Source organism: Pseudomonas sp. FG36, assembly GCF_057809275.1.
Map to the genome: position 1 here is coordinate 411,161 of NZ_JBMDJQ010000001.1, position 16,742 is coordinate 427,902.

19 protein-coding genes are annotated in these 16,742 nt (G+C 67.3%); all 19 read left to right on the plus strand.

Translation table 11 applies throughout. The features are described from left to right. Positions 1-319 precede the first annotated feature (319 nt). The 19 genes from ACODS9_RS01820 (at position 320) to ACODS9_RS01910 (ending at position 16,719) form a co-directional block, all read left to right on the plus strand. Positions 320-1,258: an alpha/beta hydrolase gene (locus ACODS9_RS01820; RefSeq protein WP_489093108.1), complete on the plus strand. Its 939-nt coding sequence runs from the start codon at positions 320-322 to the stop codon at positions 1,256-1,258. Positions 1,259-1,448: 190 nt separating this feature from the next. Further along, the gene (locus ACODS9_RS01825) at positions 1,449-3,428 is read left to right on the plus strand and encodes a YncE family protein (RefSeq protein WP_489093109.1); all 1,980 of its coding nucleotides are present in this window, start codon (positions 1,449-1,451) and stop codon (positions 3,426-3,428) included. Then, complete coding sequence (locus tag ACODS9_RS01830; RefSeq protein ID WP_489093110.1) at positions 3,425-4,078, plus strand: SCO family protein; 654 nt, start codon at positions 3,425-3,427, stop codon at positions 4,076-4,078. Before ACODS9_RS01825 ends, ACODS9_RS01830 begins: the two co-directional genes overlap by 4 nt. Further along, positions 4,075-4,731: an SCO family protein gene (locus tag ACODS9_RS01835; RefSeq protein ID WP_489093111.1), complete on the plus strand. Its 657-nt coding sequence runs from the start codon at positions 4,075-4,077 to the stop codon at positions 4,729-4,731. The genes ACODS9_RS01830 and ACODS9_RS01835 overlap by 4 nt, the downstream gene beginning before the upstream one ends. Positions 4,732-4,765: 34 nt before the next feature. Further along, entirely contained in the window at positions 4,766-6,247 is a 1,482-nt protein-coding gene (locus tag ACODS9_RS01840; RefSeq protein WP_489093135.1) for a cytochrome c/ABC transporter substrate-binding protein, read from the plus strand. A 19-nt stretch (positions 6,248-6,266) separates the two neighbouring features. Then, entirely contained in the window at positions 6,267-6,908 is a 642-nt protein-coding gene (locus ACODS9_RS01845; protein WP_046855696.1) for a SurA N-terminal domain-containing protein, read from the plus strand. A gap of 240 nt (positions 6,909-7,148) precedes the next feature. Further along, on the plus strand, positions 7,149-7,682 hold the full coding sequence (locus ACODS9_RS01850) for a response regulator (protein WP_023631301.1): 534 nt from the start codon (positions 7,149-7,151) through the stop codon (positions 7,680-7,682). Between the two features lie 54 nt (positions 7,683-7,736). Further along, a complete protein-coding gene (locus ACODS9_RS01855) occupies positions 7,737-9,455 on the plus strand; it encodes a GspE/PulE family protein (RefSeq protein ID WP_401105528.1) in 1,719 nt (572 codons plus the stop codon). Further along, positions 9,436-10,218, plus strand: a complete 783-nt coding sequence (locus ACODS9_RS01860; protein ID WP_367858523.1) for a hypothetical protein — start codon at positions 9,436-9,438, stop codon at positions 10,216-10,218. The genes ACODS9_RS01855 and ACODS9_RS01860 overlap by 20 nt, the downstream gene beginning before the upstream one ends. 1 nt (position 10,219) lies before the next feature. After that, positions 10,220-10,762 carry a pilus assembly protein gene (locus tag ACODS9_RS01865; RefSeq protein WP_401105530.1) on the plus strand — a complete coding sequence of 181 codons (543 nt, stop codon included), beginning with the start codon at positions 10,220-10,222 and terminating at the stop codon, positions 10,760-10,762. Then, positions 10,749-11,300: a GspMb/PilO family protein gene (locus ACODS9_RS01870; protein ID WP_046855692.1), complete on the plus strand. Its 552-nt coding sequence runs from the start codon at positions 10,749-10,751 to the stop codon at positions 11,298-11,300. The genes ACODS9_RS01865 and ACODS9_RS01870 overlap by 14 nt, the downstream gene beginning before the upstream one ends. After that, entirely contained in the window at positions 11,300-11,806 is a 507-nt protein-coding gene (locus ACODS9_RS01875; protein WP_489093112.1) for a hypothetical protein, read from the plus strand. The genes ACODS9_RS01870 and ACODS9_RS01875 overlap by 1 nt, the downstream gene beginning before the upstream one ends. Continuing rightward, positions 11,803-13,680, plus strand: a complete 1,878-nt coding sequence (locus ACODS9_RS01880; RefSeq protein ID WP_046855690.1) for a secretin N-terminal domain-containing protein — start codon at positions 11,803-11,805, stop codon at positions 13,678-13,680. Before ACODS9_RS01875 ends, ACODS9_RS01880 begins: the two co-directional genes overlap by 4 nt. Continuing rightward, entirely contained in the window at positions 13,677-14,150 is a 474-nt protein-coding gene (locus ACODS9_RS01885; protein ID WP_046855689.1) for a type II secretion system protein, read from the plus strand. Before ACODS9_RS01880 ends, ACODS9_RS01885 begins: the two co-directional genes overlap by 4 nt. Positions 14,151-14,155: 5 nt before the next feature. Next, entirely contained in the window at positions 14,156-14,530 is a 375-nt protein-coding gene (locus ACODS9_RS01890; RefSeq protein WP_038706100.1) for a type II secretion system protein, read from the plus strand. Continuing rightward, on the plus strand, positions 14,505-15,026 hold the full coding sequence (locus tag ACODS9_RS01895; protein ID WP_489093113.1) for a type II secretion system protein: 522 nt from the start codon (positions 14,505-14,507) through the stop codon (positions 15,024-15,026). Before ACODS9_RS01890 ends, ACODS9_RS01895 begins: the two co-directional genes overlap by 26 nt. After that, positions 15,023-15,418, plus strand: a complete 396-nt coding sequence (csgE, locus tag ACODS9_RS01900; RefSeq protein WP_102685112.1) for a curli production assembly/transport protein CsgE — start codon at positions 15,023-15,025, stop codon at positions 15,416-15,418. The genes ACODS9_RS01895 and csgE overlap by 4 nt, the downstream gene beginning before the upstream one ends. Then, entirely contained in the window at positions 15,415-15,834 is a 420-nt protein-coding gene (locus ACODS9_RS01905) for a curli assembly protein CsgF (RefSeq protein WP_023632251.1), read from the plus strand. Before csgE ends, ACODS9_RS01905 begins: the two co-directional genes overlap by 4 nt. Before the next feature lie 33 nt (positions 15,835-15,867). Next, positions 15,868-16,719, plus strand: a complete 852-nt coding sequence (locus tag ACODS9_RS01910; protein ID WP_046855687.1) for a CsgG/HfaB family protein — start codon at positions 15,868-15,870, stop codon at positions 16,717-16,719. Positions 16,720-16,742: the final 23 nt, after the last annotated feature.

Consider the following 16,742-nt stretch of genomic DNA (forward strand, 5'->3'; position numbering starts at 1 on the left):
GGTATCCAGATACTGATCGGGATCGATACTGTCGCTGGAGAACTGTCGCTGTACTGCCAAATAGTGCTACGTAGTACGTACCGCTGATACTCACTAATCCCGAGATTAAGGTCCTAATGCCGAACTCTATACATACTATTCGTGTACTGGACGGTAGGCGCGCCCGCAGCGCCAGATCGAGTGTGGGAATGGGCAAGCACGGTGCCGGATCAGGCAAATGAGCAAAAGCCTCACCTTCCTATACTGGGTGCCACGAGGGGCGATCTGCTCACCCTTCAGGTCATTTCTCGCCGGGTACACGGCAATAGGGAAGGAACACATGAGCGATATCACGATCAAGCACATCACTTACCGCAACCTGGGTTGGGACACTGCCGCCAACCTGTACTTGCCCGCCGGTTTCGATCCTGCCGGGCAATACCCGGCCATCGTCAGCACCCACCCCATCGGCAGTTGCAAGGAGCAGACGTCGGGCAATGTCTATGGCGCAGGCCTGGCCAGGGAGGGCTTCGTGGTGCTGGCCTTCGATGCCAGCTTCCAGGGCGCGAGCGGTGGCGAGCCGCGCTTCATGGAAGACCCATCGATCCGCGTTTCGGATATCCGCTTCGCCATTGATTACCTGGCGACACTGCCCTATGTCGATCCGGCGCGCATCGGTGCCATCGGCATCTGCGGTGGTGGCGCCTACACCGTGCATGCGGCCATCACCGACCATCGGATCAAGGCGCTGGTGTCGATCACCGGGGTCAACTTTGGGCGTCTGATTCGCGAAGGCTTCAGCCAGTTCGATCCGCTCTCTGCCCTGCAGGCCATGGCCGCCCAACGCACCGCCGAAGCACGTGGTGGTGCCCGGCAGGTGATCAATTACCTGCCTGCATCGGTCGAGGAGGGGCGCAAGGCAGGCATCACCGATATCGATGTGCTGGAAGCGACCGAGTACTACAGGACGCCGCGCGGCCAGCAGCCCAATGGTGCCACCAGCGGCCTGTTCTCCTTCAACAGCGCGGCGTTCGGCTGGGACGCGTTCCTGCATGCCGAGGTGCTGCTGACTCAACCGCTGCTGGTGGTCATGGGCGACAAGCCGGGCGGTTTCGGTGCCTACCGCGATGGCTGGGAAATCTATGGTCGGGCGGCCTCGACCGACAAGCAGATGTTCGTGGCCGAAGGCTGGTCGCACTACGACCTGTACGACAAGCCCGAGCCCGTCGCCCAGGCGATGGCGCAGATGGTGCCATTCCTGCGCAAGCATCTTTCGTAAAGTGCAGGCTTGGCAGCCCCCGGTATTGGGGCCTCCTCCCCATTGTTCTCGGGTTGTTTTGCCAACCCGTTGATTTAAAGGCATTTTTTTAATGGCATAACGCTTGCTTCCACCCTCCACAGAACCCGTGAGTCCTGTGGAGGTGCAGCATGATCATTCCCCTCGAAGGCGCTACCCCATGCGTGCCGGCATGAACCGCAAGCTTCGCCCTGCATACCTGGGCTTGCTGCTGGGCACCGCGCTTATCGGCCTCGGCGTGGCCTACGAAAAGCTCTGGTGCGACCCCCGAGAACTGCTGCAGGAGGCCGCCGACCCCCAGGCCCTGCACACCCTCAGCCGCGACGGCGTCACCGTCGAGTTCGAGGCGCGGCCGCTGGCCGGCGGCGAACTGCGCGAGGGCGACTTTGCCAATATCCGCTTCAAGGTCAGCGACCAGAGCAGTGGCCAGCCGCTGTCGGGCATGGCCCCGGGCGCCTGGCTCGACCCCGCGCAGTCGGCGCCGGTCGGTGACCGCGACAGCAGCTGCAAGGCGCGCGTCGCGCTGTTTCTCAAGAGCAGCATCGGCGCTCGCCCTTTGCTCGACCTGAACAGCTACTTCCTGCTGGTGCTGAACAAGGATGCCAGCCTGACGGTGATCGACCCGACCGTGTCGGTGGGTGGGGTCACCAGCACGCTGGCGCGCATCGACCTTCCGGGGCGGCCCATGGACTGGGTGGCCACCGGCGATGACAAGCAAGTGTTCGTGTCCATGCCCGAGCGTAACCAGGTGGCATTGATCGACACCGAGACGTTTACCCGCGTGGCCACCCTCGAGGCCGGCGAGCAGCCGCTGCGGGTGGCGCTGCAACCGGACCAGCGCCTGCTGTGGGTGGGCAACAACAGCCATGACCCGGCCAAGGGCGGGGTGACGGTGATCGATGTGCCCAGCCGCACCACGCTCAAGTCGTTCGCCACCGGCTCCGGCCACCACGAGATCGCCTTCAGCACCGACTCGCGCTTTGCCTTCGTCAGCAACCGCGACGGTGGCACCCTGAGCGTCATCGACACCGCGCAGATGCGCCTGGTGAAGACCCTCGAGGTCGGCCCGCACCCGTTGTCGGTGGCCTATTCGCCGCTGTCGCAGGCGGTGTACGTGGTCGATGGTCAGGAGGGCACGGTGCGGGTGATCGACGCCCGCAGCCACACCCTGCGCCACACGGTCAAGGCCGAGCAGGGCCTGGGGCCGATGCGCTTCAGCCAGGATGGTCGTTACGGCGTGGTGCTCAACACCCTGGAGAACCAGGCGCTGGTGATCGATGCCAGTACCGACCAGTTGCTCCATCGCATCCCGGTGGCCGCCGAGCCGTACCAGCTGACCTTCACCAAGGCCTACGCCTACGTGCGTGGGCTGGCTTCGCCGAAGGTGAGCATGATCAACCTGGCAAGCCTCGGGCAGGGGCGCGAGCCGATCGTCCAGGGCTTCGAGGCTGGCCCGGCGGCGCCGCGCCAGGCCGGCGACCTGCCGTTGGCCCAGGGGGTGAGCATCTCTCGCGACGACAATGCGGTGTTCGTGGTCAATCCGGTGGACAACACCACCTACTTCTATGCCGAGGGCATGAACGCGCCGATGTCGGGCTACAACAACCGTGGCCACCAGGCCCGCGCCGCGCTGGTCATCGACCGCAGCCTGCGCGAACTGGCGCCCGGCGTGTACGGCTCGACGGTCAAGCTGCCGGCCGCCGGCACCTTCGACGTGGCGTTCCTGCTCAACCAGCCGCAGATCATCCACTGCTTCAGCACCGAGGTCGCGGCGTTGCCGCAGTCGGGGGTGCCCAAGCGCGCCCACGCCGAGTTCATCGGCACCGACCAGCCGCTGCTGCAGCACACCCCCTACCTGGCCCGGGTGCGTATTGTCGGCGAGGACGGCAAGCCGCGCCTGGGGCTTGGCGACCTGAGCCTGCGCTACTTCCTGGCGCCTTCGTCGCTGCCGCGCAACGTGGCGCTGGTCGAAGTGGGCGAGGGGCTCTACCAGGCGCCGCTGGAGCTGGCCGAGGCCGGCGCCTGGTACCTGCACGTGCAGTCGCCGAGCCTAGGGCGGGCTTTCACCGAAGAAAACTACACCAGCCTGCGCGTCCTGCCGGCCGCCGAGGCGCCCACCGCTTCCCAAGGGGAACCCAGGAGTGTGCGATGAACCGTCTGCATGGTGGAAAACTGCTGGGCCTGAGCCTGCTGCTGGCCAGCAACCTGGCGCTGGCGCACGCCGGCCACGATCACGGCGGCGCCCCCGAGCAACCGCCGGCCGCTCACCAGGAAAAAGCCAGCGTGCACTTCGCCGATGTGGCGCTGCTCGACCAGGACGGCATGCCAGTGCGCCTGGAAAAAGACCTGGTGGGCGATCACCTGGTGGTCATGGGTTTCATCTACACCAGCTGCACCACGGTGTGCCCGGTGGTGTCGTCGATCATGAGCAAGGTCCAGCGGCAACTGGGCGGGCGAGTGGGCGAAGAGATCCGCCTGGTGTCGATCAGCGTCGATCCACAGCGTGACGACTCCAGGCGCCTGGCCGGCTACGCCCGGGCATTCCAGCACGGGCCGGGGTGGAGCTGGCTGACCGGTTCGCCCTATGCCATCAGCGAAACGCTCAAGGGGCTCGGCAGCTTTAGCGCCAACCTCAGCGAACACCCGCCGTTGATCCTGGTGGGTGACGGGCGCAGCGGGCACTGGACGCGTTTCTACGGCTTCACCGACCCCAATGTGCTGATCGGCGAGGTCAACCGCCTGAGCGCGCGCCGGGTGCATGCCAAGAGCACCGCCATCGCCGGCCAGGAGGTACAACCATGAGCGCCCACACCTCCCGCCATGCCAGCATGCGCAGCCTCGACTGGCTGGTGCTCGGCGCCTGCCTGTGGATCCTCGCCTCGGTGGCGTTCGCCCACGAGGGCCACGCGCCTACGCCACAACCGGCGCCGCAGACCATGACCAGCGGTGGTGGCACCCGCGATGCGCAGACCTGGTTCACCGACACCGTGCTCAAGGACCAGGATGGCCGCGAGCTGCGCTTCTACAGCGATGTGCTCAAGGACAAGGTGGTGATGCTCAACGTGATCTTCACCCACTGCAACGATGCCTGCCCGCTGATCACCCGCAAATTGCGCGAGGTGCGCGAGGCGATGGGGCCGGCACTGGCGGCGCAGGTGACGTTCGTGTCGCTGAGCAGCGACCCTCTGAACGATACGCCAGAGGTGCTCAAGGCGTTTGCGCAGAAGCAGGGGGTGGATGGGCCGAACTGGTTGTTCCTGACCGGCGACAAGGCCAGTGTCGACCTGGTGCTGGGGCGGTTGGGCCAGTTCCTGCCCAGCCCCAAGCAGCACTCGACGCAGTTGATTGCCGGTGACGTGGCGGGCAAGCGCTGGAGCAAGATTCGCCCGGACGCGCCGCCTGCAGCGATCGCCCAGCGCATGCAACTGCTGGCACAGCCGTTGGCGGGGCGCTGACATCATGAGCGCCGCTCTCAAGTTGGTCCTGCTCATGTTGTGGTGGTGCCTGTGCGGGGCGGTGCAACTGAGCGAACAGGAACTCGCCGGCAAACGCCTCTACCGCGAAGGCGTCTCCAGCAGCGACGCCCAGTTGCTGGCCCGGGTCGGCCCCGGCGACATGAGTGTCCCGGCCAGCGTGCTGCCCTGCGCCGGTTGCCATGGCAACGACGGGCGCGGCCGCAGCGAAGGCGGAGTGCGCCCACCGAGCCTGGACTGGCAGCGCCTGGCCCTTGGCCCTGGCAACCGCGAGGCCAACAACCGGCGCTACCCGGCCTACACCGATGCCAGCCTGGCGCGGGTCATCCGCAGCGGCACCGACCCCGCCGGCAATCGCCTCGACCCGGCGATGCCACGCTTCGACCTGAGCCTGGCCGACCAACGCAATCTCACCGCCTACCTCAAGCGCCTGGGTGAGGACCGCGACCCTGGCGTGGAGGAGGGCACCTTGCGCCTGGGCACCTTGCTGCCCGAGCAGGGCCCGCTGGCCGAGGCCGGGCGCACGGTGCGGGCAGTGCTGGAGGATGGCGTCGCGCAGTTGAACCAGCAGGGGGGTATCCATGGGCGACGCCTGCAACTGGTCGCGCTGGACCCAGGGCAGGACCTGGCCAGCACCGCACAGGCACTGGACACGCTGATGCAACGAGAACGGGTGTTCGCCCTGGTCGCGCCCCTGGCGCCACTGCTCGACAGCCGCCAGCTGGAGCAAGCCGGCCTGCCGCTGATCGGTGCCACGCCACGTAGCGGTGGCAACGCGCAGGTGTTCGATCCCTTGCCGGGCGTGCCCGGGCAATTGCTCAGCGTGGCGCTGCATGCCCGTGATGCCCTTGGCCTGGCGCCCGCGGCCTTGCGGGTGGTGTATGCCGGCGCAGAGCAGGCCGATGCGGCGCAGGTGCTGCAGCAGCGTTTGCGTCAACTGGGGTTCGCTACCACGCCGCCCCTGGCGTTCATGGGCCAGGCCCCGGACGGCGAGGGCATTCTTTTCCTCGGCCACGCCCAGGCATTCACCGCGCTGGCGTCGAGCCTGCAGGCGAGCGGGCGCAACCCCTACCTGTTCGCCACGTCGGGCCAGGTGGCCGGCGCCGTGCCGGGATTGCCACCATCATGGTCGCGGCGGGTGCTGCTGGCCTATCCCTTCGTACCCGGCGACTGGACCGCGCAAGGCCGGGCGACCCTTGCCGGGGTGCAGTTGCGCCAGGGGCTGGAGCCGCGCCAGGCGTCGTTGCAGGTCAGTACCCTGTGCGCCTGGCAATTGTTGGTCGAAGCCTTGAAGCAGATCGGGCGCGACGCCAGCCGTGAGCAGCTGTTGGTCGCCCTGGAGCAGTTGCATGACATCGATACCGGCCTCACGCCGTTGCTGGGTTTCGGCCCCGGACGCCGCCAGGGCATGACAGGTGCCCATGTGGTGGAGGTAAGCCTGCCGGGCCCTGGTTTCACTGAAGTGGCACCGTATCGAGCGGTGCCGGATAGCCCTTGAGATTCAGGAGAAGATCACCATGCGCACCCTGATTGCCTGCCTGTTGTCGCTGCTCGCCCTGGCCAGCCACGCCGACACCCCGGCGGCGCGGGTCAATGGCGTGGAGATCGGGGTACTGCGCCTGGAGCGCTACTTCAGCGAATACCTCCAGGCCCAGGGGCGGGCGGTGGCGAGCATCCGCAACCCCAACCTTTACCAGCGCCTGCGCGCGCAGGCCTTGGATGAACTGATCGACAAGGAACTGCTCTGGCAGGAGGCCCAGCGCCAGGGCATAGACATCAGCGATGCGCAGGTGACGGCGCGGGTCGGCGAGGTCGAGGCGGCCTTCGGCAGCCCTGCGGTGTTCGAGCAGCGCCTGGCGCAAGCCGGCTTCGATCGGGCAGGCTTCGCTGACTACACTCGACATGAGATGGCCGCACAGCAGGTTTTCGCCCGGCTGAGCGCGGTCGAAGAACCCAGCAGCGCCGAAGTTGCAGCCTTCCATCAGGCCAACTGGCAAAGACTGCAAGGAATGCAGAACCAAAGTGATAATACTTCTGTCCTACCAGAACACGGCCTGCGCCTGGCCAGGGACGCGCTCGTCGCGCAACTCCAGGGTCAGGCCCGGCAAGCCGTACGCCAACGTTTGCGTGATTCCGCTACAGTGGAGCGCGCCGACTGAGGGGGCGGGCAGGGCATTCCCCATTGTTGGGGGAAACGCCTCCGGGCAATGTGCCATCATCTTCCCCGGATATGGGGAACGACCAGCCCGCAAGCTCTGAGGTGACAGACAAGCTTCAACGATATCAACGACTTGAAAGCGGAAAGCACTGATTTTTCATGCCTGGCACGAAGCCTGCTCAAGCCTCTACAAGGCCGCACTTCGCAGACCGGGAAACCGGGCAGTTCATGGGAGTGGACCTTGGTGAACAGAGTATTGGTAGTCGATGACGAACAGACCCTTGCGCAGAACCTGCAAGCTTATTTGCAAGCGCAAGGCCTGGAGGTCCATCTCGCCCACGACGGTGCCACGGGTATCGAAGAGGCCGAGAGACAGGCACCGGACGTGATCGTGCTGGATTACCGCTTGCCCGACATGGAGGGGTTTCAGGTCCTGGAGACCGTGCGCAGGAACAGGCAATGCCATTTCGTGCTGATCACCGCCCACCCGACCGCAGAGGTCCGTGAGCGGGCCGCCGAACTGGGCGTGACCCATGTCCTGTTCAAGCCGTTCCCGCTGATGGAACTGGCCCGCGCCGTCTTCGACCTGATGGGCATCGAGCGCCAGCGCAGGAGCACCGACCAGCCGGCCGAAGGGTACGTCGAACGACGCCAGAACAGGAACGAGTCGTTCCCCTTGCAGTTGTACGATGGCAGCTGGGTCCTGGCCGACCGCCGACGCAATGGCGGCAAGCCCACCGAACCTGACGACGAACAACTGCTCACCGGTGAATAGCGGCGCCCAAGGCCCCCAAGCCCGCGGCGCCGCCCCTGAGCGGAGTCGCAGGCCATGTCCCAGGCATTCGATGCAAGCAGTAAAGGCCTCGTCGCCGGCAATCCGGAGCAGGCGCCCCTTTATCTTCCATACCCCCGCGACCTCCTGGCCCAGGCCCGCCAGCAAGCCGGCCAAGAGCGCCTGCTGGCCTGCCTGGAACACCTGTCCAGCGACACCCCGGCCACCTTCACCCAGCGCCTGGCCACCACCCTGCATTACCCGGTGCTCGCCACCCAGGCCCTGTTCGCCTGCGCCCCGGCCTTTGACCGGGTCAGCCTGGCGCAGTGCCTGAAACACGAATTCGCCCTGGTCGAGCACAACGGCGAGCGGGTCGGTGTATTCGCGGACCCCTTCGACAGCGCCCGCCTGGCCTGGATCGACGACTGCCTGCAGGGCGCGCCGCTGTACCTGGCCCACGCCGCCGACCTCGCCGCGTTCCTGGCCCGCCACGAGGAAAGCTTCCACGCCGTCGATGCCCTCGGCCACGAGGCTGAACCCGGCAACGAGGCCGACCCGCTGCAGCGCCTGTCGCTGACCAGCATCAGCGAAGACCAGAGCCGCGTGGTCAAGCTGGTCAACTCCACCCTGTACGACGCCCTCAAGCTGCACGCCAGCGACATCCACCTAGGCATGACCGGCCAGGGCCTGACCATCAAGTACCGCATCGACGGCGTTCTCAACGGTGCCGGCAAGGCCAGCGGCAGCGCCTTCGCCGAACAGGTGATCTCGCGGATCAAGGTGATGGCCGAGCTGGACATCGGCGAGAAACGCGTGCCCCAGGACGGTCGCTTCAAGGTGGCCATCGGCGAGCGGCAGATCGATTTCCGCGTTTCGATCATGCCGAGCATCTTCGGCGAGGATGCCGTGCTGCGGGTGCTGGACAAGCAGGACCTGTCCGACCAGGTCAGCGGCGTGCAGCTGCAGGCCCTGGGCTTCGAGGCGCACACCTTGCAGGCCCTGCGCCGGCTGGCCGCCGAGCCCTACGGCATGATCCTGGTCACCGGCCCCACCGGCAGCGGCAAGACCACCACCCTCTACGCCATGCTCAGCGAGATCAACCACGGCATGGACAAGATCATCACCATCGAGGATCCGGTCGAGTACCAACTGCCCGGCGTACTGCAGATCCCGGTCAACGAGAAGAAGGGCCTGACCTTCGCCCGTGGCCTGCGCTCGATCCTGCGCCACGACCCGGACAAGATCCTGGTCGGCGAGATCCGCGACCCGGACACCGCGCAGATCGCCGTGCAGTCGGCGCTCACCGGGCACCTGGTGTTCACCACCATCCACGCCAACAACGTATTCGACGTGATCGGCCGCTTCAGCCAGATGCAGGTCGATCCCTACAGCTTCGTCTCGGCGCTCAATGCCGTGCTGGCCCAGCGCCTGGTGCGTCTGGCCTGCCCGCACTGCGCGCAGGCCTGCGAGCCGGATGACGACTTGCTGGCCGCCTCGGGCCTGGCCCGTGACGCGGTGGCCGGCTGGCGCTTCGTGCGCGCCCAGGGCTGCGGCCAGTGCCGTGGCAGCGGCTACCGCGGGCGCAGCGCGATTGCCGAACTGCTGCACCTGGACGACGACCTGCGGCAGATGATCGTCGAACGTCGCCCGCTCTCGCAGATCAAGCAGCTGGCCTGCCAACGCGGCCTGCGCCTGCTGCGCGCCTCGGCCGTGGACCTGGTCCGCGATGGCCGTACCACACTCGAGGAGATCAACCGTGTCACATTTATCGCCTGATCGGTATTGCGCGGTGCTGGGCGCCGAGGGTGTCGGCCTGGGCCATTGGCACGGCCGGCAGCATCAATGGCTGGGCAGCCGCGCGTTTGCCTGCGACGCCGCCCAGCCGGCCTGGGCCCCGGCACTGCAGGCCCTGGCCGGGCTGCTGGGTGAGCATCCGGCACGCGGCGCGCAGTTGCGCGTGCTGCTCTCGGCCCGCTACAGCCGCTTCTGCCTGGTGCCCTGGAGCGATGCCATCGGTACCCCGCGCGAACTCGATGCCTACGCCCGGGCCTGCTTCGAGAACCTTTACGGCCAGCCTCTGGACGACTGGCGCATCGTTCTTTCGCCGGAGCCGGCCGGCGCCGCGCGCATCGCCACGGCGCTGCCCGAGGCACTGCTCCAGGGCCTGCAGGCACTGGGACGGGAAAGCCGCCTGAGCCTGCGCTCGGTGCAGCCGTACCTGATGGCCGCCTACAACCGCTGCTCGGCGCAACTGACCCAAGGCGACTTCCTCTTCGTGCTGGCCGAGCCGCGCCGCAGCGTGCTGCTGCTGGCTTCAGGCGGTGCCTGGCAGCAGGTGCTGGCCCAGGGCTGCGCCGATAACGACCAGGCCCTGCAGGCGCTGATCGAGCGTACCTGCGAACTGTATGGCGAGCAGCTGCCTCGGGTGTACCTGCATGCCCCGGGGCGCACGGCGGCCTCGCAACTGGCCGCGGTACAGCTGTGCGCCGCCAGCGCCGAATCCGATCCGTTGTGCGCCATGTGGCGAGCGGTGGCCTGACATGCGCCGCCTCGACCTGGAATTCCAACCCCGCTACAGCAGCCCCCTGGCCTGGTCGTTGCTCGCCCTCGGCGGCGCCGTGCTGGCCGTGCTGGTGCTGGCGCAGCAGCAATTGGTGAGCGAGCAGGTGCACCTGGAAGGCCGCGTGCACCAACTCGAACTCAAGCTCGGCCGGCGCCCGGCCACCGCCGCGGTGCAGAGCAGCGCGGTGATCCGCGAGCAGGCCGAGCGCCTGGCGCAGATGCGCAGCGTCTCGCAGCAGTTGCAGCGGCCATGGCAGCAGCTGTTCGCCATGCTCGAGGCGATGCCGCAGGAAGACGTGGCGCTGCTCAGCCTGACCCCCGATGCCCGCAAGGGCCAGGTACGCATCAGTGCCGAGGCGCGCAACCTCGAGGCCATGCTGCAGTACCACCAGCGCCTGGAGCGCAGCGCCGAGCTGTCGGACGTGTCGCTGCTCAACCACGAGGTGGTGGCCGGGCAGGTCGAGCACCCGGTGCGCTTCAACCTCACCGCCACCTGGGAGACCGGCCATGCGCGTCCGTAGCCTGATCGTCCATGAAGCGCTGCGGCGCCTGGGCCGGGCAGGGCTGGCCGCGGTGCTGGTCGGCGGCCTGGCCCTGGCGGTCGCCCTGGCCGGGGTGCTGCCCCAGTGGCAGGCAGTGCGCGAACTGCGTGCCAGCGAGGCCGATGCCAGTGCCCAGGTGCAGCGCCTGGCGCGTGGTGAGCTCAAGGTGCAGGCCAAGCCCGAGCAGCAGGCGCTGGACGACCTGCGTCAGCAGCTGCCCGGCCAGCCCCAGGCCAGCGAGCTGATCGAGCGCCTGTACCACCTGGCCAGTGCCGAGCGCATCAGCCTGGCCCGTGGCGAGTACGCCCTGGGCGTGGACCCGAAGACCCAGCTGGCGCGCTACCAGATCGTCCTGCCGGTGCGCGGCAGCTACCCGCAGATCCGTGGCTTCCTCAAGGCGCTGCTCGGCCAGTTGCCGACGCTGGTGCTGGAAGACCTGGAACTGCAACGCAAGCGGATCGGTGACCGGGAACTGACCGGTCGTGTACGCATGACCCTTTACCTGTCGAGGTCGTGATGAACACTCAGCGTGCGGTGATGTGGGCCGGTTTCCTGGGGTTGAGCGCGGCGCTGGCGTGGGCGCCGGGGCACTGGTTTGGTGTTGAGGACGAGGCGGCCCCGATCGCCGGCAAGCCGGCTCCCACAGCGCCGGAAGCGTCCAGCAACCCAGTGGCAGCCGACTCACCGGCGATCGGGGCGGCGCCGCCCTCGAGAGACCTGTTCCCGGTCCAGCAATGGACCCCACCCCAGGCCCTGGCCACCGTCACCGAACAACCCGTGGTCACCACCCCCGAGCCCGCCGCACCTACCGCCCCGACGCTGCCGTTTCGTTTCATCGGTCGCATGGGGGAGCGCGACGACCTGCAGATCTTCCTGCAGAGCGGCGAGAAGCTCTACGTCGTGCGCCAGGGCGATGTGATCGACGACACCTACCGTCTGGACCGCGTTTCGGCCACCGAGCTGAGCCTGGTCTACCTGCCACTGCATCAGCCACAGACACTGTCTGTCGGGAGCGCACCATGAAACCGTCGAAGTTGTGCAAGCCTGCGCCGTTCGTGCTCCTGGCCCTGTGCGTGGCCATCGCCGGATGCGGCTCGAGCGCCGCGCGCAAGGACAGCCAGGAACTGATCAAGGAAGGCCAGTACGAGGCCGGCATCGCTCGCCTGGAGGAAGCTCTGCGCGAAGATCCGCGCGACACCGAACTGAACATCGCCCTGGCCCACGGCCGCCAGGCCGCGGTCGAGGCGCTGCTGACCCAGGCCGACAGCGACCGCGTGCGCCATGACTTCGCCGGCGCGCGCATGGGCTACGGCCGGGTGCTGACCATCGAGGCGAACAACCGTCGTGCCCAGGAGGGCATCCGCCAGCTGGAGCTGATCCGCACCCTCGACGACCGTGTCGCCCTTGGCCAGGCTGCATTGCGCCAGGGCGACCTGTTCGGCGCCGAGCGCTACATGCGCGAGGTGCTGCGCCTCGACCCGCAAAACCAGAAGGGCCAGATGCTGCGCAGCGACATCGAGAACGTCCAGGCCCGTACCGCCACGCCGTACCCGCAACTGCGCAGCAAGCTGGAGCGCCCGGTCACCCTGGAGTTTCGCGATGCCGACCTGAAGACCATCTTCGAGGTGCTGGCCCAGGTCGCCGGGATCAACTTCATCTTCGACAAGGACCTGCGCCCGGACATGAAGGCCACCATCTTCGTGCGCGAGGTGCGCATCGAGGACGCCGTGGCCCTGCTGCTGGAGCAGAACCAGCTGCGCCAGAAGATCGTCAACGACAACACCTTGCTGCTCTACCCGGACTCGCCGCAGAAGACCAAGGACTACCAGGAACTGGTCATGCGCACCTTCTACCTGACCAGCATCGACGCCAACACCGCGTTGAACATGGTCAAGACCATGCTCAAGACCCGCGACGTGTTCGTCGACGAACGCCTCAACACCCTGACCATGCGCGACACCCCCGACGCCGTGCGCATGGCCGAGAAGCTGCTGCAGTCCCAGGACCAGTCCAACCCCGAGGTGGTGCTGGAAGTGGAAGTGATGGAAGTGGCCACCTCGCGCATCCTCGACCTCGGCCTGCAATGGCCCAACACCTTCGGCGTGCTGACCAGCGACGGCAAGTCGGTCAGCGTGCTCGACCAGCTGCGCGGCATCGATTCCAGCCGTATCAGCATCTCGCCGGCGCCGCAGGCCAAGATCAATGCCCAGGACAAGGACATCAACACCCTGGCAAGCCCGGTGATCCGGGTCAGCAACCGCGAGCAGGCGCGCATCCACATCGGCCAGCGGGTGCCGATCATCAGCGCCACCTCGGTGCCCTCGACCCAAGGCCCGGTGATCACCGAAAGCGTCACCTACCTGGATGTCGGCCTCAAGCTCGAAGTGCAGCCCACCGTGCACCTGAACAACGAGGTGGCGATCAAGGTGGCCCTGGAAGTGAGCAACGCCACCCCCCTGGAGGCCACCCGCCAGGGCACCATCCCGGTCCAGGTCGATACCCGCAACGCCCAGACCAGCCTGCGCCTGCACGATGGCGAGACCCAGGTGCTGGCCGGCCTGGTGCGCAACGATCACAACGCCAGCGGCAACAAGATCCCGGGGCTGGGCGACATTCCCGGCCTGGGCCGGCTGTTCGGCAGCAACAAGGACGACATGAGCAAGTCCGAGCTGGTGCTGGCGATCACCCCGCGCATCGTGCGCAACCTGCCGTACCAGAGCCCGTCGGACATGGAGTTCGCCACCGGCACCGAATCGGCCCTGCAGGTGCGTCAGCTGGCGCAACCGGCGCCGGCCAGCGCGCTGCCCGCCGACGCCCCGGCTGACGAGCCGGCCGCGGCGCCGCTGGTCGAGGGGCAGATGGCCGTGGTGCCTGCCGCCGCGAGGCCACGGCCATGACACGCCGCCAGCAGGGTTTCAGCCTGATCGAGGTGGTGCTGACCCTGGCGCTGCTCGGCTTGCTTGCCAGCATGGCCGCGCCCCTGACCGAGACCGTGGTGCGCCGGGGCAAGGAGCAGCAGTTACGCGAGGCCCTGTACCAGATCCGCGACGCCATCGACGCCTACAAGCGCGCCTTCGACGCCGGCTACATCGAGAAGCGCCTGAACGCCAGCGGTTATCCGCCGAGCCTGCAGGTGCTGGTGGACGGCGTGCGCGATGTGCGCAGCGCCAAGGGCGCGAAGTTCTACTTCCTGCGGCGCATCCCCCACGACCCGCTGCGCGCCGCCAAGGACGACGACCAGGGTGGCTGGGGCCTGCGCGCCTACGACAGCGCGGCCGACAGCCCACGCGAAGGCGAGGACGTGTTCGACGTGTATTCCAAGGCCAGCGGCAAGGGCCTGAACAACGTGCCCTACGGGCAATGGTGACGGCGATGAAAGCGAGCCGAGGCTTCACCCTCATCGAACTGCTGGTGGTAATGGCGATCATCGCCACCCTGATGACCATCGCCATGCCGCGCTACTTCAACAGCCTGGAGGCCTCCCGCGAGGCCACCCTGCGCCAGAGCCTGGCGGTGCTGCGCGAGGCGCTGGATCACTACTACGGCGACACCGGGCACTACCCCGATTCGATCGACCAGCTGGTGGAGCAGCGCTACCTGCGCAACACCCCGGTCGACCCGATCACCGAGCGGCGCGATGCCTGGCAGCTGGTGCCGCCGCCCGAGGGCGTGGCCGGCGCGGTGGCCGACATCAAGAGCGGAGCAACCGGGAGGGCGCGCGATGGCAGCCTCTATGCCGAATGGTGAAGCCGGCTTCACCTACCTGGGCGTGCTGCTGCTGATCGCCGTCAGCAGCGTGGCCTTGGCGGCCACCGGCACCCTGTGGGCCACCAGCCAGCAGCGCGAACACGAGCGCCAGCTGCTGTGGGTGGGCGGCCAGTACGCCCAGGCCCTGCGCAGCTACTACCGCGCCTCGCCGGGCCTGGCCCAGTACCCGCAGGACCTTGCGGAGCTGGTGGAAGACAACCGTTTCCCGTCGCCGCAGCGCCACCTGCGCCGGCTCTACCCGGACCCTGTGGGCGGCGGCGAGGAATGGGGCCTGCTGCGCGCGGTCGATGGTCGCATCACCGGGGTGTACAGCCGCTCCGACGCCGCGCCGCTCAAACGCAGCGGTTTCGACGCCCAGTGGAGTGCCTTCGAGGGGCTGGAGCACTACAGCGACTGGCAGTTCGTCGCCGAACAGGCCTTCGCCGAAAGCGCCGCAGGCGCTCGTCCACATGCCGGCCTGGGAGAGGCGCCATGAAACGCCTGGCCGCGCGGGTGTGCCTGTGCCTGGCCCTGTTGCATGGCCAGGCGCAGGCAGGGGCCGAGGACGAGATGATGGGCTTCATCGTCGACAACACCATCTCGCATATCGGCCACGACTTCTATCACGCCTTCAGCGACCGGCTGCGCGCCACCAGCCGGCTGGATTTCAACCTGGTGGTGCGCGAACGCCCGGATGCCCGCTGGGGCAGCCTGGTGACGGTGGAATACGAACGCGAGGTGCTGTACCGGCGCTTCCTGCCGCCCAACACCACGCAACTCAACGACGAGGCCATCGCGGCCGCCGACCTGGTCCGCCAGCAGATCATCCAGCGCAAATTGCAACGGCTGCTGCAGGACACAACTGATCTGGAGAGGGACGAGCTATGAGCAACCACCTTGCACGACGCATCGCCGCCTGTCTGCTGGCAGCCGGCCTCGGTGGCCAGGCCCTGGCCACGGAGCTGGTGTACACCCCGGTCAACCCGTCCTTCGGCGGCAACCCGATCAATGGCGCCTGGCTGCTGAACAACGCCCAGGCGCAGAACGACTACGACGACCCCGACCTCAAGGACCGCAGTTCGGCATTCGCCGGCACCTCGGCCCTGGAGCGTTTCAGCAACCAGCTCGAGTCGCGCCTGCTCGGGCAGTTGCTGGACAACATCAGCAACGGCAACACCGGCAGCATGTCCACCGACGCCTTCCTGATCGACGTGATCGACGATTCCGGGGCGCTGAGCATCAAGGTCACCGACCGGGCCACCGGGGAAGTCTCGATCATCGAGGTCAGCGGCCTGAACCCCTGAGAGGGACGGGTCTTTTACTGGGGAGAGAACGCCATGAAACGCCTGCTGAGCACACTGCTGATCCTCACCGCCCTGGCTGGCCTGCAAGGCTGCGGCCTGCGCGAGCCGATGCCGGCCGAACAAGACCCCGAGACCCCGACGCTGACGCCGCGGGCCTCGACCTACTACGACCTCGTCAACATGCCGCGGCCACGCGGTCGGCTGATGGCGGTGGTGTACGGCTTCCGCGACCAGACCGGGCAGTACAAGCCAACCCCGGCCAGCTCGTTCTCCACCAGCGTCACCCAGGGGGCGGCGAGCATGCTGATGGACGCCCTCAACGCCAGCGGCTGGTTCGTGGTGCTGGAGCGTGAAGGCCTGCAGAACCTGCTGACCGAGCGCAAGATCATCCGCGCCTCGCAGAAGAAGCCTGACGTCGCCGAGAACATCCAGGGCGAACTGCCGCCGTTGCAGGCTGCCAACCTGATGCTCGAGGGTGGCATCATCGCCTACGACACCAACGTGCGCAGCGGCGGCGAGGGCGCCCGCTACCTGGGCATCGGCCTGTCCCGCGAGTACCGGGTCGACCAGGTCACGGTCAACCTGCGGGCGGTGGACGTACGCACCGGGCAGGTGCTGGCCAACGTGATGACCAGCAAGACCATCTACTCGGTCGGGCAGAACGCCGGGGTGTTCAAGTTCATCGAGTTCAAGAAGCTGCTCGAGGCCGAGGTCGGCTACACCACCAACGAACCGGCGCAACTGTGCGTGCTGTCGGCCATCGAGGCTGCGGTGGGTCACCTGTTGGCCCAGGGCATCGAGCGGCGGCTGTGGCAGGTGGCCGGTGAAGGGGCGGGGGACAAGGCGGTGCTGGACAAGTACCTGAGTCAGTATCAGCAGCAGTAGCGACCTACGGGGGGCATGTGGTC